General features: G+C 30.7%; 13 protein-coding genes. 5 read left to right on the top strand and 8 right to left on the bottom strand.

The annotated features are described in order from the left end of the window. Positions 1 to 534: 534 nt before the first annotated feature. On the top strand, positions 535 to 1,809 hold the full coding sequence (locus EHF_RS00665) for a TolC family protein (protein ID WP_232228953.1): 1,275 nt from the start codon (positions 535 to 537) through the stop codon (positions 1,807 to 1,809). After that, complete coding sequence (locus EHF_RS00660; RefSeq protein WP_044194066.1) at positions 1,802 to 2,536, top strand: DUF2497 domain-containing protein; 735 nt, start codon at positions 1,802 to 1,804, stop codon at positions 2,534 to 2,536. The genes EHF_RS00665 and EHF_RS00660 overlap by 8 nt, the downstream gene beginning before the upstream one ends. An 806-nt stretch (positions 2,537 to 3,342) precedes the next feature. On the opposite strand, the gene EHF_RS00655 is transcribed toward EHF_RS00660, so the two are convergent. Further along, the gene (locus EHF_RS00655) at positions 3,343 to 4,404 is read right to left on the bottom strand and encodes an Mrp/NBP35 family ATP-binding protein (protein WP_044195756.1); all 1,062 of its coding nucleotides are present in this window, start codon (positions 4,402 to 4,404) and stop codon (positions 3,343 to 3,345) included. Between the two features lie 115 nt (positions 4,405 to 4,519). Between EHF_RS00655 and prs the strand changes: the two genes are divergently transcribed. Both prs and gatC read left to right on the top strand, forming a co-directional pair. Next, positions 4,520 to 5,476, top strand: coding sequence for a ribose-phosphate diphosphokinase (prs, locus tag EHF_RS00650; protein ID WP_044194064.1), 957 nt, complete (start codon positions 4,520 to 4,522; stop codon positions 5,474 to 5,476). 14 nt (positions 5,477 to 5,490) lie between these two features. Then, positions 5,491 to 5,841, top strand: a complete 351-nt coding sequence (gene gatC, locus EHF_RS00645; protein WP_044194062.1) for an Asp-tRNA(Asn)/Glu-tRNA(Gln) amidotransferase subunit GatC — start codon at positions 5,491 to 5,493, stop codon at positions 5,839 to 5,841. 482 nt (positions 5,842 to 6,323) lie between these two features. Here gatC and acnA read toward each other — a convergent pair whose 3' ends face one another. Then, positions 6,324 to 8,957 carry an aconitate hydratase AcnA gene (acnA, locus tag EHF_RS00640; RefSeq protein ID WP_044194060.1) on the bottom strand — a complete coding sequence of 878 codons (2,634 nt, stop codon included), beginning with the start codon at positions 8,955 to 8,957 and terminating at the stop codon, positions 6,324 to 6,326. 558 nt (positions 8,958 to 9,515) lie between these two features. Next, positions 9,516 to 9,920 carry a Co2+/Mg2+ efflux protein ApaG gene (gene apaG / locus EHF_RS00635; protein WP_044194058.1) on the bottom strand — a complete coding sequence of 135 codons (405 nt, stop codon included), beginning with the start codon at positions 9,918 to 9,920 and terminating at the stop codon, positions 9,516 to 9,518. A 293-nt stretch (positions 9,921 to 10,213) separates the two neighbouring features. On the opposite strand from apaG, the gene EHF_RS00630 reads away from it, so the two are divergent. Next, positions 10,214 to 11,296: a 5-(carboxyamino)imidazole ribonucleotide synthase gene (locus tag EHF_RS00630; RefSeq protein ID WP_044194056.1), complete on the top strand. Its 1,083-nt coding sequence runs from the start codon at positions 10,214 to 10,216 to the stop codon at positions 11,294 to 11,296. A gap of 234 nt (positions 11,297 to 11,530) precedes the next feature. On the opposite strand, the gene EHF_RS04680 is transcribed toward EHF_RS00630, so the two are convergent. From EHF_RS04680 to etpE, 5 genes are all read right to left on the bottom strand, one after another. Further along, on the bottom strand, positions 11,531 to 11,674 hold the full coding sequence (locus EHF_RS04680) for a hypothetical protein (RefSeq protein WP_156928249.1): 144 nt from the start codon (positions 11,672 to 11,674) through the stop codon (positions 11,531 to 11,533). Positions 11,675 to 11,742: 68 nt separating this feature from the next. Then, positions 11,743 to 11,898 (bottom strand): hypothetical protein, encoded by a 156-nt coding sequence (locus EHF_RS04675; RefSeq protein WP_156928248.1) that lies wholly within the window; start codon positions 11,896 to 11,898, stop codon positions 11,743 to 11,745. A gap of 68 nt (positions 11,899 to 11,966) precedes the next feature. After that, entirely contained in the window at positions 11,967 to 14,144 is a 2,178-nt protein-coding gene (locus EHF_RS00625) for a hypothetical protein (RefSeq protein ID WP_232228951.1), read from the bottom strand. A 514-nt stretch (positions 14,145 to 14,658) separates the two neighbouring features. Then, complete coding sequence (locus tag EHF_RS00620) at positions 14,659 to 18,294, bottom strand: hypothetical protein (protein WP_232228950.1); 3,636 nt, start codon at positions 18,292 to 18,294, stop codon at positions 14,659 to 14,661. Between the two features lie 986 nt (positions 18,295 to 19,280). Beyond that, positions 19,281 to 25,034, bottom strand: coding sequence for an entry-triggering protein EtpE (etpE, locus tag EHF_RS00615; RefSeq protein WP_084475723.1), 5,754 nt, complete (start codon positions 25,032 to 25,034; stop codon positions 19,281 to 19,283). Between the last annotated feature and the right edge of the window lie 783 nt (positions 25,035 to 25,817).

Genomic DNA, 25,817 nt, shown 5'->3' with positions numbered 1-25,817 from the left:
TGTCAATAAAAACTAACTTTATATTTATTTACTCCTTCCACAAGCTCCATACATGAAAGACACTGCAACCTTACATTGCCTACTGTAACACAAATAACATTATTTATATCTTCAAAAGATTACCAATTATTATCCTTAAATAACACTGAGAAAAAACTTGGACTTATTATATGTAGAGCTGAATAATAATTGCTATACTAATGACCTACCTAATATAAAATAGAACTTTTTTTATAATATCTCCTACCTAAACTTAACATACGCATGTATCGTAAATGCATACTTAGTAGTAATTTAATGTAGCTTAATTTAACTTAGTTAAATTTTTTCAATACCTCCACTATATGCTTTCTTTGTGTTTGCTCTAATAAGATCCATGAAATTTATAACTTACAAGTTAAGTAACAATATAGAACTGAATTAACTAAACTTCACACTTAATTCTTGCTAATCAAAATTAATTACAGTTTAATCATTGCTAGTATTGTTTTTTGACATAATGTTGGTAGCATTTTAATGATAATCAAATTTAATATGCATAAGATTTGCTGTACATTGATATTGATGTATATCATATCAATCATACCTAACAACAGCTATTGTACCAATTTAGATGAAGCTTTACATGCAGCATTATCAAATAATGCCAACATAAAAGCAAAGTTTTACCATTCATTAGAAAACAAACAAAAAATAAAATTGAATAGCCTATCAAAATTTTTACCATCAGTTGTATATTCTTTGCAGGCATATCAACCAGAACTCTCTTTAAATAGTAATGACAATAGAACCATGAGCCTCACAGTAACTCAACAGATATTCAATGGAGGAGCTGATGTTGCTGCTTTTCAACAGTCAAAATACCTAGCAAATATAGAAGATATCAACTTTTCACTAGAGAAACAAAACATTATACTTAAGACAATTAAAGCTTACATGAAGGTTTTAACAACAGCTGAAGTATATAAATTAACACAACATACTAAAAAAGTATTAACAGAACACCTAATAGCTACACAAAAACGTTTTTCTCTAGGAGAGGTTACTAAAACAGATGTTTCATTAGCTACTGCTAGATTATCATCAGCTACATCAGAATTAATCAAGGCTCATGGAGAAATGAAAATTGCAGAAGCTAACTATATTCATATAACTGGAGAAATACCAACAGATTTACAAAATCCTACTATACCAACAATACCATCATCTGTAGAAGAAGCTCTAGAAATAGCTCAAAAAAATAACCTCTCTCTACAGGCATCCCACAATGGATACAAAGCAACAAAACAAGGTGCTTTAATAGCAATTGCACACTTACTCCCATCCGTAAGCATATCATCAATAAATTCCTATACTTATACTAATAAATCTCACATGATCCCTAAAAAAGTCGATAACTTTTTTGAAATAAAAATGTCATTACCTATATTTCAACAAGGTCTAAACATTGCTGCCATTACACAATCACAACTTGCAATAAAACAAAAAATGTATTCACATTATGAAGTGTTAAATACTATAAAAGAATCTGTAATTTTAAATTGGGAAAATATTTCCACAGCTAATTCTATGCTACAAGCAGCTCAAGACTCTGTGAAATATTCAGAAGTAACATTACTTGGAATAAAACAGGAAGCAGAGTTAAATTTAAGAACAGTCCTAGATGTGTTAGATGCCGAACAAGAACTTTTAAAAGCAAAAGTCAATCTTGTTAATGTACAAAGTAATGTTGTAATAAGTATATATAATTTACTTGCATTAATAGGACAGCTGAACATTAATTTATTTAATATAAAAACTTATGAGTAATACTAATAACTTTCAACCCCTTAAAGAAGTAATTGCAAATATTAGGAAAGTCATATCTGGCAATGATAGTGCAGATCACGTTATTGCAGAGCATGATGCTAGTAGTGATCCTGATAATGAAGTACTAAATTTAGAAAATCCAGAAAATTCCATAGAACTACATAACATACAACATGTACACAACACATTAAATGAAATAAATAAAACATTCCAATCAATAACAGATTTACCAACAACAACATATCAGTCATATCAAAACACAACACAACCAGACATACAAGTATCTGTTACAAAAGAAAAAATTTATCCTGATCAATTATCCAATATAAATCAATTCATATCAATAGAGCAATCAACCCAACGGCTATCATCTCAAGAAACAAGATTAACGACAACACACACTCTTTCAGAAGAAATATCTAAAATTGACAATACATCAGAAATAAAAGGTATTCATCAACAAAATAGCCTTATAACAGAAAATCTAGTATCACCTGAAAATATAGTTGCAAATAGTGAAGAAATAAAAAAGCTAATAACGCAAATACATAATTATACAAAACCACCTAATATTTCAAATGATAAAAGTCCTACAGTAGAAGAACTAGTAATAAAGATGCTTAAACCAGAGTTGTCAACATGGCTTAACAACAATCTACAGAAGTTAGTAAAAGAAATAGTAGAAAAAGAAATAAAACATATTATAAAGAAATCGAATCAAAGCTAACTCTACAGTTATATCAGTTTAAGCTTAGAATAACATATCAAAATTTTAGAATTTAATATCAGTTGCCTACCAGTTTCATCCATTACATTTTTGTAAGATACATTGCCTTTCTCAAGTACAAATACCCTGATAATAAACACTACCTAATTTACCCGGAAATTCCGTAAAGACTAATGAAATCACAGGCAAAGGAATGACATTTTACTAAACACTTATAAACTATTCTGATAATTTCAATTTCTTCAGAATAACGTAACGATATCCAAAATATGACAATAATACTCATAGATAATAGTTACACACTTCTAAGCAAGAAAACTTTAGTCATTGCAATATAGTTTTGAAAAAAAAATGCTATAGAATATTATGTACCCATGATGAAAACACTATAAAGAATTAACAATCACCATTCTATAGTCACTCAATACCCATATTTTGATACAATACAATCTCATACATACCTCTAAACACCACTTGATATACCACAATTACATATACTCTTGAGCAAAGGAACTTTAGTCATTGCAATATATAGTTTGAAAAAAATGCTATAGAATCTTATATAACCATGATAAAAACACTATAAAGAATTAACAATCACCATTCTACAGTCACTCAATACCCATATTTTGACACAATACAATCTCATACATACCTCCAAGCACTAACTTGATAGACCACAATTACATATACACTTTTTTAGTTAGGTAAACTTCACAATATAGATAACCTTTGATTATTAAGAAATAACGGTATAAATTCTTACATGATGAGAATAAAATGACAAAAACACAACAATCATAATATTAATTTATACATTTATTTTTCATACTATGTAATACATTATCAGTAATATTATCATAAATCTTACATATCTCATGATCCAATGCCAATGGATCTCCCAATTCCGCCACACTACATATTTGAGGATACAATGCTACCTCCCCAAGAAAATCTACATTCAATTCACTTGCTATTCTATGTACGCCTTGTTTACCAAAAATGTAAGTCTTATCACCAGAATCAGAATTGATGAAATAACTCATATTCTCTACTAGCCCAATAATATGAACATTCATTTTCTTCATCATATCACATATCTTTACTGCATCAATAATAGCTAAATCTTGAGGCGTAGAAACCACAACAACACCAGTAACTTTAAATTTCTCAACAAGACTAATGTGTACATCACCTGTACCAGGAGGTGTATCTATTACTAAATAATCTACTTCCCCCCACACTGTATTTATCATGAGACTATATATTGCCTTTGTCACCATAGGACCACGCCAAATAGCAGCATTATTTTTATCAATCAAATATCCTATTGACATACTTTTAAGACCATATCTCGTAATTGGAATCATGTAATTATTATGATCTATTTCAGGATTAGTAGTCTTTTTAAGACCCAACATATGAGGTATGGATGGTCCATAAATATCAAGATCAACTAATGCTGATTTATATCCTTTTCGTAATAAAGACAGTGCTATATTCACAGCAATTGTAGACTTACCTACACCACCTTTACCTGAAGATATAAGTATTATATTTTTTATCCCCGGAATCGATATCTTGTTTACAGGCATTTTTTTATTTATTCCATTAACAGCATTATGTGTAGTAATAAACACAATTTTCAACTCTTTAAGATTTGGTACAGCATTAATTGCATCCCTACATTTTTTTTCAATCATATTTTTTTGTTCTATTGGATGCTCATCTGATAAATTCAATATACAATGCACAATATTATCATTTACTAATACGGACCTTATTAATCCCAATTCAATAACATTTTTATTGCTATTACGATCAATAACTGTCAACAATGCATCTAATACATCTTGCTTACTTACCACTATCATCCTAAAAAGATTACTGTATGATAACACATATTATTAAAAAATACCTATTTACTTTTAGTAAACCATTACGTATCATCAGAGCATCCATTTTACATATAGATTCTTTTCGATGTTAATATCTTCTGGTACATCTAGTATCAACTTAGCAAAGTGCATATCAAAAATCACAGGTATAAAGTTGGTTAACTCGTGTATCTCTCATTTTTCTGATCAAGAAATAAATGTAGAAATTCAAGAAAACCAAGATGACAAAAATAAGCACGTCATAATCATAAATTCTCTTTGCTTTCCAGCACATGATAATTTACTAGAGTTGCTCTTATTGACAGATGCAATCAACAGAACATTATATCCTAGAAAAACAACTATGATAATACCATACCTCTGTTACACTAGGCAAGATAGGGTAATGTATAGAAATTTAGATGATAACAACTTAATGATCTCTGCATTAAGCGCAAAAGTCATTATTAACGTGTTAAGGACAGCAAATGTAAATAACATTATCTTCATTGATTTACATTCAAATCAATTAGCTGGTTTCTTTGATATAGCAATTACCAATTTAAGTCCTCATACTGTTTTCATAAAAGATATTACAAAAAAGTACAATAGGGATAATTTAGTAGTTGTATCTCCTGACTACGGCGCATTAAATAGAACCAGAATTTTTACAAATGCACTATCAAAACAGTGGAAATTACACAATGATATTCAAGTAGTAGTTATAGATAAATATAGAGCAAAACCTGGTGTATCTGAAGTGATGAACATAACTGGTAATGTAGAAAATAAAGATTGTATTATAGTCGATGACATTGTAGATTCAGCTGGCACATTGTGCAATGCAGCATTAGCTTTAAAAGATAGAGGAGCTCTACAAGTTAGTGCATATGTTACACATGGAGTATTATCTGGCAGTGCAATAGAAAAAATAACCAATTCAAAGCTGGACAGTTTAACAATCACTGACACAATAAATCATAATTCTTTTAACACATCAAAAATTCAAACTTTATCCATTGATAAATTTCTAAGTAACTATATACTATATAGTTTAGCATAAGCTTAAGGAAAAAATTGACAGAAAAAAGACTTGAAAATCATACTTCTAATGCACGCTCATGCCCAAGTAAGTCACTAACCAAAAATGATTTACTACAAGCTGCAAAGTTGACTAGGATAAGGCTCAATGATCAAGAAATCGATTATCATCTCAGAGAATTAGAGGAAGTATTAAATTGGATACAAACAATATCACAAATTGATACTAAAAATGTTACTCCTATAAGTAATGGCGGCATACATTACGATTGTAGACTTCCTTTACGTAAAGATATTGTTAATGATGGCAACATAAAAGATATAGTATTATCTGAATCTCCTGAACAAGAACATGACTTTTTTGTTGTACCAAAAGTAATAGAATAAGGAAAAAGATCTGTTCGAGTAGTGTCAGCATTTGTATACACATCCTTTTTATTTCATCTTACTATGCATTTTATAATATAAAATTCCATGTGTAGGGCGGCAGTTTTCAAGAATAGATAATTAAGAAACGCACATATTCAGTATGTGCTAGCACTGTATATATTTCATCTTTATTTTTTAGTATAATCTCGCAGGTCTAAGTATGTATAAATTCGTAGTACTTATCTATCAACTCACTTACAACAGTTTAATAAATATATTACAAACATAGTACTTGCACATTCCACAAATATCTCAATAGTGCAACCATATACTTTTTATTGACCAAGAGTTAAGCAATAAAAAGGCCTATGTCTAGCAGTGCTAGTAGAATTAGTACTTATATCTTTATTCCAGCACATCACATGCATTAGCATTGCAAAGTCTATGTATTTATTATAATAACGTGATATACATATAATATCATTTAGAAAAAAAGAGGATTAGCTGTACATCATCTTCATTAGTACATATTGCAAAACACCACCACTGTTAAAATAATCAACTTCAGTTGCGGTATTGAGGTTGCAAATTAATTTTATACTTCGACGAATATTACCCTCTCTTCTAAAAATAATGCACTCTACCTCTTGACCTACACCAATTTTACCAACAATGCTAATTTCTTCATCACCTACTAAATTCAAAGTTTTCCTTGTATAACCCTCCTTGAAAGTTAATGGTAGTACACCCATACCAATAAGGTTAGATCTATGGATGCGTTCAAAACTTTCAGCTATAATAGCCCTGATATTTAAGAAGAAAGTACCTTTAGCCGCCCAATCTCTACTAGAACCAGTACCATATTCTTTCCCGGCAATAACAACTAATGGTATGTTATTTTGTTGATAAAGTTGCGATGCATCAAATATTGGCATTTCTTTACCAGTAGGAACATACTTAGTAAAACCACCTTCACAATTTACCATCTCGTTACGTATACGAATATTAGCAAAAGTACCACGCGTCATTATGTGATGATTTCCTCTCCGTGATCCGTATGAATTAAAGTCTTGTACCATAATATTATTCTTCATTAAAAACATACCTGCTGGACTATTTTTAGCAATATTACCAGCTGGAGAAATATGATCAGTAGTAACACTATCACCTAGCAAAGCCAAAATTCTTGCATTATTAATATCAATACTATTATTCACATCTATATTAGGAGATAAATTCTTAAAATATGTTGGACTTTGTATGTAAGTACTATCTGGATCCCATGAATATATATCACTATCAATATATTTTAAATCTTTCCAATATTTTCCTCCATTAAAAATATGCTTATATCTATCAACAAACATCTGTTTATCAATAGTTTTACGGATAACTTCATTGATCTCATCATTAGAAGGCCATATATCACGTAAATAAACATCTCTTCCATTGTCATCTACAGCTATTGGATCTTCGTGAATATTAATATTCACAGTACCAGCCAAAGCATAAGCTACAACAAGAGGTGGGGAAGCCAAAAAATTAGCTTTTACAGAAGGATGTATCCTTCCTTCAAAGTTACGATTACCAGACAAAACAGATGCAACAACTAAATTATTGACTTTGATATCTTCTTCAATATCAGGATTTAAGGGACCAGAATTCCCTATACAAGTAGTACATCCATATCCAACCAAATGGAACCCTAGCGCATTCAAATCTTTTTGTAACCCCGACTTCACTAGGTATTCTGTAACAACTTGTGAACCTGGAGCTAATGAAGTTTTTACCCATGTCTTAGATTTCAAATTCAACATATTTGCTTTGCGAGCAATAAGTCCAGCAGCAATCATAACGTTAGGATTTGATGTATTCGTACAACTGGTTATTGCAGCAATAACTACATCTCCATCTTGTAAAGATTTGTCCCTTGCACCAACTGTTGATCTTGAAGTTGGTAATAAATTCTGTAATGCTGCTTTTACTTCAGAAAGAAAAATTTTATCTTGAGGCCTTTTTGGGCCAGCAAGCACAGGTTGCACCGTCTCTAGATTAAATTCTATTTTATCATCATAATGCGGCTCTTCCTTGGTATACCATAAACACTGCTCTTTAGCATAGGATTCTACTAAATCTATTAGAGACGAATCACGTCCTGTTATCTCTAAATACTCTAAAGTTTTATGATCTATCGGGAAAAATCCACATGTAGCACCATATTCAGGAGACATATTAGCAATAGTAGCTCTATCTGGAATCGACAAACCACTTAACCCATCTCCATAGAACTCAACAAATTTTCCTACAACTCCTTTGTTTCTCAAAATATTAGTGATAGTCAACACCATATCTGTTGCAGTAACACCTTCAGATAATTTCCCTATCAACTTAAATCCTACAACTTTAGGAATAAGCATAGTAATAGGCTGACCTAACATTACTGCTTCAGCTTCTATACCACCTACTCCCCACCCTAAAACAGATAAACCGTTAATCATAGTTGTGTGGCTATCAGTACCTACTAAAGTGTCTGGATATACTAAATCCCCTTCATTCCATACAACTTTAGCAATATGCTCTAAATTAACCTGATGACATATACCGGCTCCAGGAGGTACAACACGAAAATTTCTAAAAGCATGTTGCCCCCATTTTAAAAACTTATATCTTTCTAAATTCCTTTGTATCTCTACAGATATATTTTTATTAAATGCATCTTCTTTCCCATAAAAATCAACTTGTATTGAGTGATCAATAACCAAATCAACTGGTATTTTAGGATTAATTATGCTTGGATCTCCACCACTTTCTTTTACGTAATCACGCATTGCAGCTAAATCAACTACTGCTGGTACACCAGTAAAATCTTGCATTAACACCCGAGCCGGAGAAAAATTAATTTCATAGTTTACATGTTCATTAACACATTGAGCTAATTTTTTTATATCCTCAACCTTAACACCATAACCATCTTCATTACGCAATAAATTCTCAAACAATATTTTTAACGAATATGGTAACCTAGTAATATCAATCTCCAACTTACTGCTTGCAGCTTTCAAGCTAAAGTATTCATAAGAACTTTTTCCTACAGCTAACTTTTTTCTTGAATTAAGAGAATCTAAAAATCCCACACCATATACTCCTTACAATTTACCTTTTTATCCAGATAACTTAATATATCATATAGAAAGCTTAGTATATAACTCAAATCTTTAAGTTAAAGTATCACATAGGTGATTTCTTATTTAAGTTTAACTACACATTACTCTATTAAAGTATACCTTTCTACAATGCAACTCAGCTAAACGAGTAACTAAATAGCATACTCATGCTTACTATAACTTGAAATGAAAACGCCAAAAAATATCTTTTCTAACAGGTAATTCTAAACAATTATTTATACTCATTTCAGCTAAGGTAAATATATAACAAATTTTTATTAAAAAATCAAGAAGAGTATTTATTGTAAAATATATAACATATCCTTAATAGCCTTTTCCCAAACAACAGATTACCCAACATAAAAATAGTAATAACCATGCTAAAGTTCACATTCACATCTTATGACTAAAATTCAAATAATTACTAACTTAACTACAGATGTACTTCAATAGAAGCAAAAATATATAAAAAACTATATTTCAATATACCACATAATTTGGAGCTAACAACTAAAATAACCAGAAACATTAATGTGGTTTTGTATTAACATAAGGACTATCTAATGAGAACATTGGTATACTAACATAAAAAATCTGCGCAGCATCTTCATCCATAAATTGATATTCTCCATGCATCATACCGGACGGAGTACTCAGATATGCACCACTGGTATATTCAAAAAATTCTCCAGGTTTTAATACAGGCTGCTTTCCTATTACCCCCAAACCTGTTACCTCATTAATAATACCTGCTGAATCAATGATTTTCCAACTCCTCCTTAAAAGTTGAACTGTAGAATTACTTCTATTCTTAACTCTGATGCTATATAACCATATATAACAATTTTCATGTGGAGCAGATTGCTCTTCTAAGTAACTTGGAACAACCTTAACCTCAATAAGCTTGGTCATGCTATAATATTGCAGCGTCATAAATAACCCTCAGTTACATAATAAATGGTACACTAATCTGACTAATATATCAACATACAATACTTGAAATTTATGATCTGAAATAATCAAAAACAATCTTTAAAATTAGTACAATATTAATTATGCACATCACATTAAATTTTTTATAACAAAAGCTATTGCACAAACACTATGTCACAAATATAGGATGCTATAATCTAGTATCAAAAAAATCACACTTTATTATTTAATTGACTTGTTTTTTTTAGGCAGATTATTATTAACTTTGAAAACATAACAATAAACTGATTATCATGCCATACAATTCATACGTCAGCCCTGGATCTACTATTGGAATCATAGGTGGAGGCCAATTAGGAAAAATGATATCCATTGCTGCAGCAGAATTAGGATATAAAACACATTTATTAACTGACAATCCAGATGACCCATCAGTATACACCACTAAGCACGTAACTATATTAGACAATTACCACAATACAGAATTATTGCTTAAATTTGCAGCTAACGTCGACATTGCAACCTTAGAATTTGAAAATATTCCTAGTAGCTCTATAGACATATTATCACAAAAAACTACAGTTTATCCAAAAAAAGAAGCTCTATATATTTCTCAAAATAGAATAAGAGAAAAACAGCATATAAGAAACTTAGGAATTAAAACCACAGATTTTAGAGTAATTGATAATTACAACAATTTAGTAAAAAATGTCTTAGAATTAGGGTATCCTACTATACTTAAAACCACAGAACTAGGTTACGATGGGAAAGGTCAATATTTAATAAAGCAACAGGACGATTTAAATAATCTGTTAGATCTCAATTGGGAACAGCCATATATTTTAGAAAAGTTTGTAAAAATTCATAAAGAGATATCTGTTATAATATCAAAAAGCATCAACGGATCTATAGAATTCTTTCCAATCGCAGAAAATTATCACACTAATGGCATCTTAGCAACATCATCAGTACCAGCATTAATCTTTCAAGACATAAATGTACAAGCACAAAAAATTGCCCTACAAATTGCAGAATCCATAAATCTAGTAGGCTTATTAACAGTTGAATTTTTCATAACAAATACACAAGAACTAATAGTTAATGAAATAGCTCCACGTCCTCATAACTCTGGACATTGGAGTTTAGATGCCTGTAATATTAGTCAATTTGAACAATTAATAAGAGCAATATGTGGATTACCTTTAAAGCCTGTAAAATTACTTTTTCCATGTATTATGAATAACATATTAGGAGACAATATATACAATTATTATAAATATGAAACTAAGGCCAACGAGAACATATATATATATGGGAAGACAAAGGCTAGTAAGAACAGAAAAATGGGTCATATCAATACACTAAAGCTAAATTAACAACCATACATACAACTCCACTAAAAGCATCATAACACAAATATTCACACCACTTATTAATAATACACACAATATAACATTATAAAATTTAATGTATATTAGTGAGCCAACAAAAATAAGTTATTAAGCTAATAATACTTTGAATTTATATAATTACCCATTATCAACACATAGCCTACATAATTACCATAAATTTATAATACAAAGCTATATAAACTATAGCCTAACTTTGATTCAGATTTTGACAGGTAATTTTTCCATACCAACTGCTCCTTCGTCAGTAGAGTCAGTGCTAACATCTGCATAGCCACAAGCTCCAAAATGTTCACTATTATTTTCAACAACAAACTTTTTGAATACGCATTCACCTCTCTCCACAATAAAACTTCTGTCATAACGTCTCTAATATAGGATAAGCTTCACTTTCTAACTACACAAGCTAGCATCTATCTATTATACCAAGTTTCACAAGTAATTCTTACCATACCAACTGCTCCTTCCTCAATAGAGTCAGTGCTAACATCTACACAGCCACCAGCTCCAAAATGTTCACTATTATTTTCAACAACAAACTTTCTGAATACGCATTCACCTCTCTCCACAATAAAACTTCTGTCATAACGTCTCTAATATAGGATAAGCTTCACTTTCTAACTACACAAGCTAGCATCTATCTATTATACCAAGTTTCACAAGTAATTCTTACCATACCAACTGCTCCTTCCTCAGTAGAGTCAGTGTTAACATCTGCACAACCACCAGCTCCAAAATACGCGCTATTATTCTCAGCTAAAAGCTTTCCTGATTTACAGTCATTTTGCCCTATCTCTTCCCATAAAACTTCTGTCATAAAGTCCTGATATGGAATAAATCTTATTCTCTTACCACTTGGCACGTTTCCTGATCTACGATCTAAATGATTATCAACCACTCTATAATATAACATTTCCTTATTACGTACTAAATTATTAACTTTTACCATCTCCTTTATATTATTTTGTAACTTTCCACCTCCTCCACCCGCTATTAACTTCACTTCACACATTACTTTACCATACCTACCTGTTTTACAAAACTCAACTATAGTATCTGTTCCTATACCATCATCGTTATTATCAATCGGACGATGAATCCCTTGAAAATCTACTTTTATAGAATGTCTTCGAGATTCTTTTAAATAAAACATACCCATTACATATCCACCAGGTTGCCCTTCTTTATTTGTCCAATTTTTAACATCAATTTTACCAGATTGCCCTCCACCCCAAACTTCTACTTTTACAAAATTACATTTACCAGGCACATTATATGTATGTTGCAACTTAGAAGGATATAACAATTTATACGTATGTTTTTTACCTTTCAATGCTTTATTAGACTTCAACAACATAGCATTTGAAATACTATCATTCGCGAAACCTTTTGTTGCTGTATATATTACACCTTCAAAATCATCAATACACATCCCCATAGAATGATAATCTAAGGGCTGTAATTTACTTTTCCATGATCTATTTAAAGTCAATATTTCTTGAAAATCGACATTAAAGTATTGTGACATACTAACATCAGATCTACTAGGTTCGACAAATTTAGGGGGAATTCCAGAAAATAACTTTGGAGACTTAGTAGTATACTTTAGAGTTCTTTTATAGAAATAACATGAATCTTTGATATTATTGCAAGGGTGATTACCTTGATAAACACTAATCTTTTCACTGCTATTCTGCTCATCAGAGTTAATACAGCAATTACCTTCATCTATCAAAATATTATCTAAAAAATCTTGCTTCTTACTTGCTATATCATACCCATAACCAGGACATTGTTCATACTCTTCTCCTACACGCACATAAGGTAGCATCTTGTAAGGTAAAGGTTTAAACCAAAAACATCTATTTCCCTGATCTGTAGAAAGTGTTAATACATATCCAAAGACTTTATTTATATCTACACATTTTACCATAACTGCATCATCATGCTTATATTTTACGTGACTTATTCCACCTTTACAATATTCATTCAGTGCTACGAGCTCTCCATCTTGACATCGTTCAGCTAAATAGAATTTATGGGTCCACAAATTAATTTTAGGCCTTATGATATTAATATTAAACTTACGCATAATATCATCATCAACAGGGTTGCCATGTTCTAAAAGAGTATTATTAAACTGTATTCCTACTTTATTAACTAGATGTTTACGTAATACTGTGGTAGATAACGCAGGAATAGGAATACACTTAGTTAAAAACGCTCCCTTATTATCATAATAGTCAACACATATTTTACTGTCTCCAAATCTATATACTGAAAACTTATACAACTTTCCAGCAAATGTAGCTTTATATTTCTTCTTCTCAGAATTATAACTAGACAAGAAAAAGTCTTCCTTATATAAATTTCCACCATCTAGTACTATAAGCCTAATACCTGGTTTAAAGTACGTTTGACGTGAAAATTCTACTGGCACAAATCTAATGATATTTTTGTCTTCAAATATTATAGGACAAAATGGTATATGAGATAGCCTTGGGGATATGTTTTCACATGCTGGTCTAGCATCACATTTTGACGCCCATCCTAATTGTTTTTCTGGCAACCCTTCACAAGAGGATACCAAACATAGACATAAACTCGGATGTAAAGAATCACTCTTATCGACATAAACAATATAGTGCTTTGCATATGCTTCTACAAATTTACACTCTCCTACATTAATAGTCACGATACCAGAAATATAAGTGGTTAATTCTACTTTATAATCAAGAAACAACATGGAACCATAACGTACACTAGGTTTCCCATTAGAAATTTCCTTATATCCAAACGCACACGCGGCATTCATACAAAATATGAATATAAATATACACATGACTCTTTTTATAAGACTAAAAACACATCTAGACATAAGCATCTATACTTAGTAGAAAAGAAAATTTAATATATTAACATAAACATTTCTCTATATTAATTATATTTTATGATAAATATAATATATTAGTTAATATATTGTTATGATTTTTAAGAAAATTCTAAAAAACTTAGCAAAATCGATTCGATTAATTAACTTAAGCAATAAATTTACTATATAATTGTCAATTCATCCCCAAATAGCCAGTACCTGGATAGCACAACTATTATCTTATCTACGTTGAGCATATAACACTGGTTAAATATTAACCATAGATTAAATAATTTATTATCACTAAACACTTATTACGAATATAAAATGTATGATTAGAACTTTTTACACACTACAACATTAAAATTACATATCTAGACTTTCTCATTTAGATTATATCCTGAAAAATACAAACATATAACCATACTTAGTTCACACATCTAACTAGCTTTTGCATCTACTTTTTTACTTGAACCTTTTTCCTTGATTGCTCCATATGCCCCACCATAACTTCGTCATGCTGCTTATTCACTTGTTTTATAGCTTCTTCTGACAACTTATAATAACCAAGTATTTGCCATATAGCTCGGTTTCCTTTCCAACACACATAATTACTCTGATTACTCTGATTACTCTGATTAAGATTATGGTGTTTTATATTACTATAACAACATATATAAGAGCCTTCCTGATTCTCTTTATAACATGATAAGGCAAGATCTTTATCAGGTATACACTTTTTTATTTTATCATTACTATAACAACAATGATCATCATTTGAACATAATATCTTCACACCAGTACCCATGTTATTATCACTCTTTATCGCATCTACAGATAAACACGCATTGGTATTATTAACACCCTCTTTTATCAACTTATAACTATCTGAATTATTAAAAGATCCATCTTGAGAGTAAATACACAAAGAAGTTAAACATCCTTTATTTTGTACCTTATCTGTAGTGTCAAAACAAAACGTTTTTTCTTGAGGATAATAAGCATATTCTGAATTCATTAGACTTTCTTCTTCCATTGTTACTGTAAAATTCACACTATTAGACTGTTTTTTAACTGGTTTTTCAGGTTGTGATTTTTTTGGAAGATTTCCTAATTTTGCTAATGTTAAAAAACTATCAGTAAGCCTAATATTAGCATCTTTCCAATCAAAAACATGTTGCTTGTCTCTTGAATTTGAATCCCTATAATCCTTTAATGTGTTATAATAACATTTATATTTTGAATTTGTACCTATTTCATAACCACCTACCCTTATTTCACCATTAAATGGACAGCTAATCTCCTTTCGGGCTAACATATTAACAAATACACTATCATTATTCTGCAACAAATAAGCATCAATAGTTTTCAGATATTGAGTGTTATCTTGAGTATACAAGTATGATAACTGTTTTTTTATATCATAATTATATTTTACAGGATTAATAACCTTTGTTGTCTGACTCTGCTGCACTTTAGTTTGTGCACTAGACGTTGACTTCTTCTTAGAAGCCATAGAAAGATTAGTAAGCAATTCTTTACCTCCATCATCAAAATTCTGCCTCAATTCTGGAGGTAAATTGCTGTCATGAAATCTATTTAATATATCAGCACCTTTTTCTCTCCAACAAATATCTCTTGTATGATTTGGATCATCCATATTGTGATAACAACACACATATTTATCTTCTGACATCTTTAACTGACTTATTTTACTTCTATAACATGATAAACCCATCTTATCCGAACTTCTCCTACACTTTATACGATTAATACGAATTTTACCACTATAAGCTACCTGATCAACAGTAGATGCATAACCTCTAGTTGGCGCATTACCTTCATGATTTTGATAACAATACTTATCACGACCAACATGTCTCACAGTCATTCTATTACCTGCAAAAAAGATATTTGCAAGAAGATTGATCTGTCGCTTAACAAGAGGCTTACATTCCTCGCCAAACATAGTAATAGGAGACCTAAATTTCATATATCTATTGTTTGTAGAATATATACAAACCGACCTCAAACATTCACCACCCCCGTCTGTACTACACAATAATTTCTTATCTTTATCATAAGAGTAGTTACCATTTTGCTTATTCTGTACTCGAGTAGTATTACCACTCCATACTTCACATGTTAACCTTACTAACCCATCTGCACCTTGTTGAATGGATTTACTGAGATTTGCACATCCTCCAGAACCAGGATATTGATTTGGATTTTTCTCAAATGCATTTGCTGGTCCTGCACAATCATCAGGATTTAATCTAATAGAACTATCAGGAAAATGAGGATTTCCCCATGGAATAAACCTATAATATTGTAACCATATAGGCCTTTGCTGACTAAAATCTGCTCCAGTAGCAGATCTATAATGCGCCACAATATCATCATTAATAGAAGAGTTATTTTTCTCACATCCATTATGAGTACATCCACGAGCTACAAATGAAATCTGACAGGTACTATCAAAAGTGTCAGAATCACACAGAGCTACTACTGTATCTTCTCCATATTCTTCTGGATATCTTCCTCCTTCTCCAACATATATTACTAGTTTCTTTCCCTTTAACCGTTCATTATTAGTTTTTAATATACCAAGAGTATAATGAGCAGGAGCTCCAGAATAAGCTTTACCATCCTTTATATACCCAGCTTGACCTCCTCCCCAAGCCTCAACTTTTATAAAATCACATTTACGATAACTATCTATTTCGTATACATACCGTTTTGTTCTAGCACCATATATATGCTTTTTAACCTTATATTCATATTTAGGAAACTGATCTACACACATTTCCTCAAAATACAAATTCCTTTCTACTAATCCATCTGGAACTCCATTATTTTGTAGAATAAAATCCATATTCTCCAATTCACTTTTATTTCTACTTGGACCAAAAGTTTGAAAATCATCACTTGTATAACTATATAAACAACTCTTAGTATGTTTTTCTTCATCAGAAGAATACTTTAACTCTCCAAAGACACATTCTTTTTCATCCTCAATTTCTCTAAGATAAGTTGGAACATAAAAATATAATTGACTATTTCTACACAAATTTCGCTCTGTATTTCCTTTATACGGATTAATACTGGGTCCAAGTCTAGGAATAGTATAATGATTACCAAGAACTTTAATAGAAGTTACAAAAGACCTCATGTTTATATTATCAAGATCATAACTCATGCTATCATCACATGGATAATATGTTTCACCATCATATCTATGACGCACTAATTTTTTTTTATTTAATCTTAACCAGAAATATCTATGCCCTCCTATAGTCTTATCATATTTTTTTATATAATACCCCTTTCTTACATAATTTAACCCTTGTAAACATTTTATACTATCATGCTGTATTTTGTTAGTTGCAACTTCCTCTATAGTTTCAGTGCATCTACCTTCAATACAGGATTTTCCAGTTTCAAACTCATGAGTTTCTATGTTCATCTTAGGTTGTATTAGCTTAATAGACTCACCCAATACAGAACTTAGGGCTGGTATAGACATTTCCTTTACTTCATCCCTATAGTCACGTCCAGTAGCCCTATTTAGATTGCTTTCAATTACACTCCTCATTTTAATTTCAGCAACAAGTCCGTGCTCTTTACTATTTTTTAGTACAGGTCGCCTTAATGCAGGTATTGGTAAACACTGTTTTACACATTGGCCACTACTATTGTAGTAGACACATAAATTATCTCCACTTCTATACATTCCATAATATACAATACCATAATCTGCTAGATTATTACTGTCCTTAGCACGTTTTGCATAACTAGACATCATAGATTTGAAATCAACATGTAACGATTCATTTCTCTCCGGTACAAGCTTCAAACCTTTAGAAGGATGCATAAAAAATAACTTGGGATCAAAAAATGAATGCATATAAAATGGTACGATACGAAAGTCTAGAACTGGCACTTGCTTGAATATAAAATCACAGAAAGGGTGACTATGCTTGTCTAATTCATCCAAAGTATAAAACGTACTACTATCACTACATTCACATAAACTAGAGTAGGGAAAGATAATATACAAATAAAATATTACAAGAGCTATTTTTTTTAACACACACTTTACCATTTAACAGAAGGTATACACTCATCTAAATATAGATCTAAAATTGTATATTATACCATTCAATTATCTACATGGTTGTAGATTTGTGCATTATAAAACACACACCAGAACCAACCTTATAGTTAAGATGCTATTAGTGAATAACAAGTCATATCATTAAAAGATCAAATTATACTTTAGAATATATACAGCTGATTAGCAAATTGAAATACCAGTAATAAACAGGTGATTATCCTCAATAAACCACATCAAATTCACCTATAAAAACATCAACAGAACTTCAATCTATAATCCTACTAATATTATAAAATCTTCTTTCTCCTCACTATTCAACTAAATTGTTATGCATAACATTAAACATACTATTTACAGTAGAAATTCTTATACATATGCAAAAAATTAATCAATAGCCTTTACAAGACACAATTCACATTTACAAATTATGTTAACCATTAATTAATACATAAAAAGTGTTGACTACTTGAACTAAAACATCGCTATAGCTTTTATAACGCAGCAAATAATTATTCTATAGTCCAATAAAAAACTTACAGTACAATTATTTCTACAAATCAGAAAATTTCATAAAACAGTCAGTTATACTAAAATGCATATTTTGTACTATATTAATCACCCAATTAATCTATAAAAAATGACTATTCTCTAAAACAAAGCACTGCTGCAGTTATGTAATGTAAATAACAATTACTCTTATAGCTCATTTTACAAAAACACTGATAAATTTACAGTGCCATTATTTTTACAAATCAGTGAATTCTATAAAAAATAGTGCCTTCATACATCAAATTCATATATATTTCATACAGATAACATTCTTAAATGCACCTATAATTCTGCTTTTTAACTTTCTTGATATTTACAAATTTTAGGAACCCATATATCTTTTCAAAAACTTTTGCTTTTGTTTTTATCTATAAACTTCCATTCATTGTCCTAACAAGTAATTTTGTAAGACTTTACTCTCCTTCCATAATCAATCTCACAAAATACGGTAACAAGTCAATAGAGCTAAAAAAACGTACCATACTAAACCATAATGCAACCATATTTGCCTTATAATCACCATTAGCACCTTGCCGTAATCTTGTAATATCATCCTTAGGAAACATAGGCCAGGATGATAATATACTACTTATTTTCTTACGTTCATTAACATCAAACTGATCCAGCAGATAATGAATAACTACCACATCAGTATTTAGCTTGTGGGTTCTACGAGAAAAGGGACGAAACATCAGATAATTATAGTTATTCTCATAAACTTGACGCTGTAGATGGGATATATTGGCACGTAGGGAAGAACCATTAACACAACTTTCTGTATCCACATCATTCAATATACATTGAACTATATACTTTCGCAATAGTATGCTATATGAGCTTAATAGTCGTACCACAGATGATCGTCCACAACTCTTTTCCATTATTTTTTGTTTTATAAGCATTTGTACCTGGGAAGAGAATTTTTCACTATATTGATTTATAGATTCAAGAAATGCTATTTCGTCTTTATCACAGTTTCCCCATCCTTCATATAATTCCCGATATACTGGAAAAAGCATTTCGGTGAAAGCGTTAGGGTTCTTTTCAAAATCTATTATGGATAAAAAAGCATGTGATATATAAGACCATAATGTAAACACATCAACTCTATGACTAACAACACTATTATCAATTAGTCGTAATTTGTTAATACTATAGAAGTTAGACTTCCACCAAGCAGGCATTTTCCCTGGAGGAAGAGACAAGAATCTAAACTTCATCAGCTGAAAAATATCAGCACTATATTCAACCTTTTTCTCAATTTTTATTTCTGATACCAATAAATTAAAGATGACTGCATCAACGATCAAAGATATTTCTTCTGCACTATCTGTAATACCCATATCAGTAAAAATTTTATATATATCTGGATTGTTCAAAAGATCTACAACGCTAAAAAACGATTTCCTTATATTTGATAGAAAACCTTGAAGCATATGATACACCTTCATTTGACTTTTAAGAGATTCTTCATCTAATATTATATTATTATATACATGAGGCGCAGAACCTAACTTCAATACATTATCCGAACGCAATATATCTCTTAATGCATTTACATACATTATTAATGAAGTTTCCAGTTCTGGAAACTGCGATATCTTTTTACAGAAACTCTTTTCATTTATTTTATCCAAGAAACGTTGAAGTTTTAAAGGCAACTTATCTTTGTTATAAGTATTCAATTTCTTAAATAAATCAACGACATCATTGCCACATGTTTGTAGTGCTTCAAAATCCACATCCATTCCTAATAGTAACTTAATAAAAGATTTACATTTTTGAATACTCCATCTAGATTCGGAAGAAATATATGATATATAAGACCACAACACTATTATATCAGTGTTATGAGCGTAGTCATCTCCATACTTATTAGTAATGTTTCTCTGAAAAGCCACAATACCCATACCAGGAAACTCATCCCGATTATCTACACTCATAACAGAAGTAACACGATTATTATCATTAAACAATAACAACAACGTGTTCATTTTATCCCTGTGAACCTGTGTCTCCGACACCAATAAATTAAAGATGATCGCATCAATGATTAAAGATATTTCTTCTTTACTGCTTGTAATACCAGTATCAGTGAAAATTTTATAGATATCTGGGTTATCCAAAAGGTTTGCAATGCTAGAAGATAACTTTCCAACATCTGACCAAAGATCCACAAGATAAGAATATATCTCTTTTACATTTGATAATTGTTTCCTATCAACATTGTCTATATGGTATAGAGATCCAAAGTTGAATAAACGACCTGCACGCAATGCATCACTCAAGACATTCGTATATCCTATCAATGCAGTCTTTAATTCTGGGAATCTCAACACTTGTCTACAGAAACCTCGGTTAAGTATTTTATCCAAGAAATCTCGTAAGGTCTTAGGTAACCTATCTCTGTAAAGGTCCCATCTCCTGAATAAATCAAGCACATCACTAGTACACCTTCTAATTTTTATAGATTGCATATCTAACTCCAGCAGTAGGCTTACAAAAGATTTAAAATTTTCAACATCCCACTCATAGATACTGTACGTTGCATAAGACCATAATGTAATTATATTCACCCTATGATCACCATACTTCACATTATTAACATCTTGCCGTAACTCTAAAATAGTGTCATAAGGTAATTCACTAAAAATATGTGGTGACCTAGACTTTAGTAACGATAATGTTTTAGTTATATCAGAATTACCAACATTTAACTTAGACATTACATAATTAAATATTGCTGCATCAAGCAATAAAAACACCTCTTTTTTATTACTTGTAACACCCACATCAGTAAAAACTTGATAGTCACGATACACTGCTTTCTCTAACTTATAAGCTGCAGACCCTAGACTAGTAGACCATTGACCTTCTAAACATCCCTCTTCGTCATTCCCTAATGCACAACTATATACATAATCAGACAATTCTGTAATGTATGAATTCAACAATGCTACTTCAGAAAATGTGTTACAAAAATCCCCAGTAGCTATTTTCCCTATAAAATCTTGTACTTTTGAAGGCAATTTTTCACCATACTTACTTATAGACTTAAACAATTTTATGTGTTCATCACTACAGTTTCCCCATTTCATAAATTTGTTTAGATCCATTCCCAACATCAATTTAACAAAAGGAGCTGCATAAAGTTCGAAAAGTTGTTTATCAGATTTAAAGAAAGCATACATCCAAGAAACTACAATATCATTCCTTTTATGTCCTTCTCCCTTTATGGCAACATTCTTATGTATTACATCAATAAAATTTTTATATTGCCTTATAAATTCCTGATCCTTTAACTCCAAACTAAACGACTGTTCTGGCTTTTCACTGGTTATATTAAACATTATTGCTTCGTCATCAGGTATTTTACTATGACTCGTATTATTTTCTGAAAAATTGTAATCAAATACCCCTTCAGAAACATAATAATTCAACAAGCCTGACGACACACTTGATACATTGACACCAAAATTAAAATCAAGTGCATCAATATACAAAAGCACCGTTGCAGGAGAATCATGAACTCCCAACTTTGCCAACATTGCTTTAACTTCTGCTCTACTCAATTCAGTTAATAACTCTTTACGAAGACCTGCTAAATTATCTCCTGATACATTACCACTAACGAATATTTCATCAACTGTAGAAAAATACTTATACATACTTGACATCAAATTCGGAAAACCTTTTGAATATATACAAAAGTCAACCTGACTTATTTTGTTCAAAAATTCTTTCACTTCATTTGGTATAGCAGATGTTGATTTATTAATTTTCTCTATCAATGTAACCAAAAGATCATCACATGAATTTTCATCTATTAATTTTATTTTACCCACAGGTCCTGACCATTTTTCACAAGTCAATTTCACCATACCATCAGCACCTTCTTGAGCGCAGTTATAAACACTAGAACATCCTCCAGCTCCCCAATATTTATTAGAATTTTTCTCTAAAAGATTACTACTACACAAACATTCCTTATCCCCTTTTTTTACTTTACCATAAGGCATATCTGCACTTTGATAAGGTACTAATATTTCATTTTCTCCTGAATTCTGTAATCCGGGAGCAAATCTGTAATGAACTAGATTATTAACTCCTTCGGAATTATCCCGCAAATAATTACCACCTTCATCACCACCATTAGCTACTAATTTTACTAAGCAATTCTTATTATCATCACACAACTTTACAGTGGTATCTCCACCAGAATTACTCAAAGAATTTACGCCTTTACCCCCAGTTCCAATCTCAATTATTAACTTCTTATCAATTATATTCTTATCAAATTTTAATAACCCCATAACATAGTTACCAGCTTTACCAGATTTACCAGATCTTGATATTCCAGATGCCCCTCCACCCCATGCTTCTATTTTTAGAAAGTCACATTCCGTACTTTGTTTATCAATACTTAATTTATAAGAAGTTGGTAATATTGTTCTTGTTAAAGTTCTTCTTTTATACTCATAAGAAGGGAAATTACTTACACACATACCCTGTAAGATTGGATTCAGAGGTACAATGTCCTTTAATTCGCCATCCGCATGAAAGAAATCTGTAAAATCATCATCACTCACATAAAGTGAGTTACATACTTTAATCTTCCTTGTGCCATAATCCAACTCAACAACATCTTTACAAGATATTTGGTCACCTTCTTCATATAATCTGTAATTCTCATACTTATAAAGCATACTGCCTCGACATACAGCACTTTTAGCATTATAGTGACCTGCAATATTAAAAAATGTATCCTGTTTTACACTACTAATTTTATCTAGTTGATCTTGTGTCATGCTTTTAATATCTATTGCAAACTTATGATCACAGTTTACATATCTCTCAAACTCTTTCCCATCATCAACAACTCCATAACCCGAAAGCATTTTCTCATGTATATTCAACCATAAGTCTCTATTATTCTTTTTTATAGAATACTTCATAGGAACAAAAGGCATATTAATAACACATGTAACATTACCATTATTGTCATTTACGTATCCAAGTCTCATACTTACGCCATTTGCACATTGATTTACATCCTCAACAATTTTCCCATCTTTACATTTATACTGACTGAGCAAAGTATAATTATTCAAATTAATCTTAGGTTTTATCACAGAAAAACCCATATCTTTATTTTGTGTACCTGATGACATATCAACATTACAATCAGATAATCCTTGACAATCTTGATATTGTATATGAACACCACTAGCACTAGGAGTCACCTTAGGACGCATTAACTCTGGCGAAGGAAAACAAACGTCTTTCTCCTTCACTCCACTATTAATATATTCCACACATACTTTACCATAACTACCCTTATAGACTTGAAATTCATAAGGAACTCCAGCATATGAAATATTATAAGAAGTCCTATCACCTACCTTATAAGATTTTGCATATAACTCCTTTGCATAAAGTTTTTCAGATCCTGAATAAATATGTATTTTAACTCCAGAGCTGAAAAAAGTTTGCTTAGAAAACGCCAAAGGAGTAATAGAAACTATATTAGACGTATCCAACATACTACAGAAAGGTGGAGGATCAGATGCCGTGATCACCTTTTTACAACGTATACTGGTTTGATTACATTCACCTCTTATAGGTTTAACATTACAGTCCCCTACAAGACATATACAGACTTCCGAGCTAATACTCGTATTTTCCAGAAATGCTATGGCAGCAACAGAACCATAAATCGCAGTACCAGCATATAGAGGTTTACAACCACCTATAGGTATGTTATGGATTGTTACCTTCCCCCAGTAAGAAGATAATTGCATAAATATTACATCATGTTGAGCAAATGTACGATCTTGTCTATTAAAAGGCACACCTAACTCAACAGCATACATGTTCTCTAGGTCTTGATACAATCCCAACATATACTCCAAGAAAGATCTAGCCCTGTAATCATTATGTGAAGCAAACTTTATCATAACACTATCAACACTATTTTCTATACTATTTAAGGGCTTATAATAATCAGAAAAATGAAGACCATAGTAAGTGTTATAATTCTGCCAAGCATATGCTACCACATCATCACTTACAAAAGACATCACAGCATGCAAAGGTGCACATGTATAAACGAAGGATAACAAAATAACTAAGTATAAATTTATACCTTTACAACGCCACATTTTCATAAACAACACTTAACTATTGTAAAAAAAATCAGAGCAATAATCATTGATGTCCTTAAGAGATATCTTCAAAAAACCTATACCAAATCTTCTTATGCATAAGATAAATCATTTGCATAAAACAAAAATTCTCCTTTAAAAGGTAAATTATAGAATTAACTACCCTAATTACTGTAGGGAACGTATAAAAATCCGGCAATATCATATTCTTTATCCGCACACTATTACATAAAATACAATAAATCTATCGATGAAACATAACAAGTATGATCTATCAGTAACTATTGAATAAAAACTTAACAATATTTTATGAAACTTCTTGCTTCATAGACGATAAAGCAGAACTATGGCATAGCTATATTATAACTATATCTAAAATATTTTATCAGCATACGTAACAGAAAATCAGAGTTTATAACCCATGAGACACAAAATATCATTAATTAATAATTGCAATCCATATAAAAAATTTTACATATTTTTTATATGAAACTTACAGAACCCATTGAATAATGTCGTACGGTATAATATATAACTCTTTAAATTCTTAATAGCAAGTAAAGTTTATTAACTATTTTAAATTTATTAAAGTAATAATTATAATCTTACTTAACATGTTCAAGTATCAGAAAAACTTCTATAAGTAAATTTATCAATTCTTTTAATTAAATTATTGTAAAATATTAACACTACTACACAAGGTATAATCAGTAATCTTATAATATTGATTCTTTTTAACACATATAGATAAATTTCTTATCAACAAACATTTAACAAATTTTACCT

The sequence above is a fragment of the Ehrlichia japonica genome (assembly GCF_000632845.1).
GTDB lineage: Bacteria > Pseudomonadota > Alphaproteobacteria > Rickettsiales > Anaplasmataceae > Ehrlichia > Ehrlichia japonica.
Note: the sequence above shows the minus strand (reverse complement) of the source record. Positions and strands in the feature narration are given on the sequence as shown.

Coding starts and splice junctions, on each gene's coding strand:
- EHF_RS00665 (WP_232228953.1), top strand. CDS start 535: ATGCATAAGATTTGCTGTACATTGATATTGATGTATATCATATCAATC.
- EHF_RS00660 (WP_044194066.1), top strand. CDS start 1,802: ATGAGTAATACTAATAACTTTCAACCCCTTAAAGAAGTAATTGCAAAT.
- prs (WP_044194064.1), top strand. CDS start 4,520: ATGTTAATATCTTCTGGTACATCTAGTATCAACTTAGCAAAGTGCATA.
- apaG (WP_044194058.1), bottom strand. CDS start 9,920: ATGACGCTGCAATATTATAGCATGACCAAGCTTATTGAGGTTAAGGTT.
- EHF_RS00630 (WP_044194056.1), top strand. CDS start 10,214: ATGCCATACAATTCATACGTCAGCCCTGGATCTACTATTGGAATCATA.
- EHF_RS00625 (WP_232228951.1), bottom strand. CDS start 14,144: ATGAATGCCGCGTGTGCGTTTGGATATAAGGAAATTTCTAATGGGAAA.
- etpE (WP_084475723.1), bottom strand. CDS start 25,034: ATGAAAATGTGGCGTTGTAAAGGTATAAATTTATACTTAGTTATTTTG.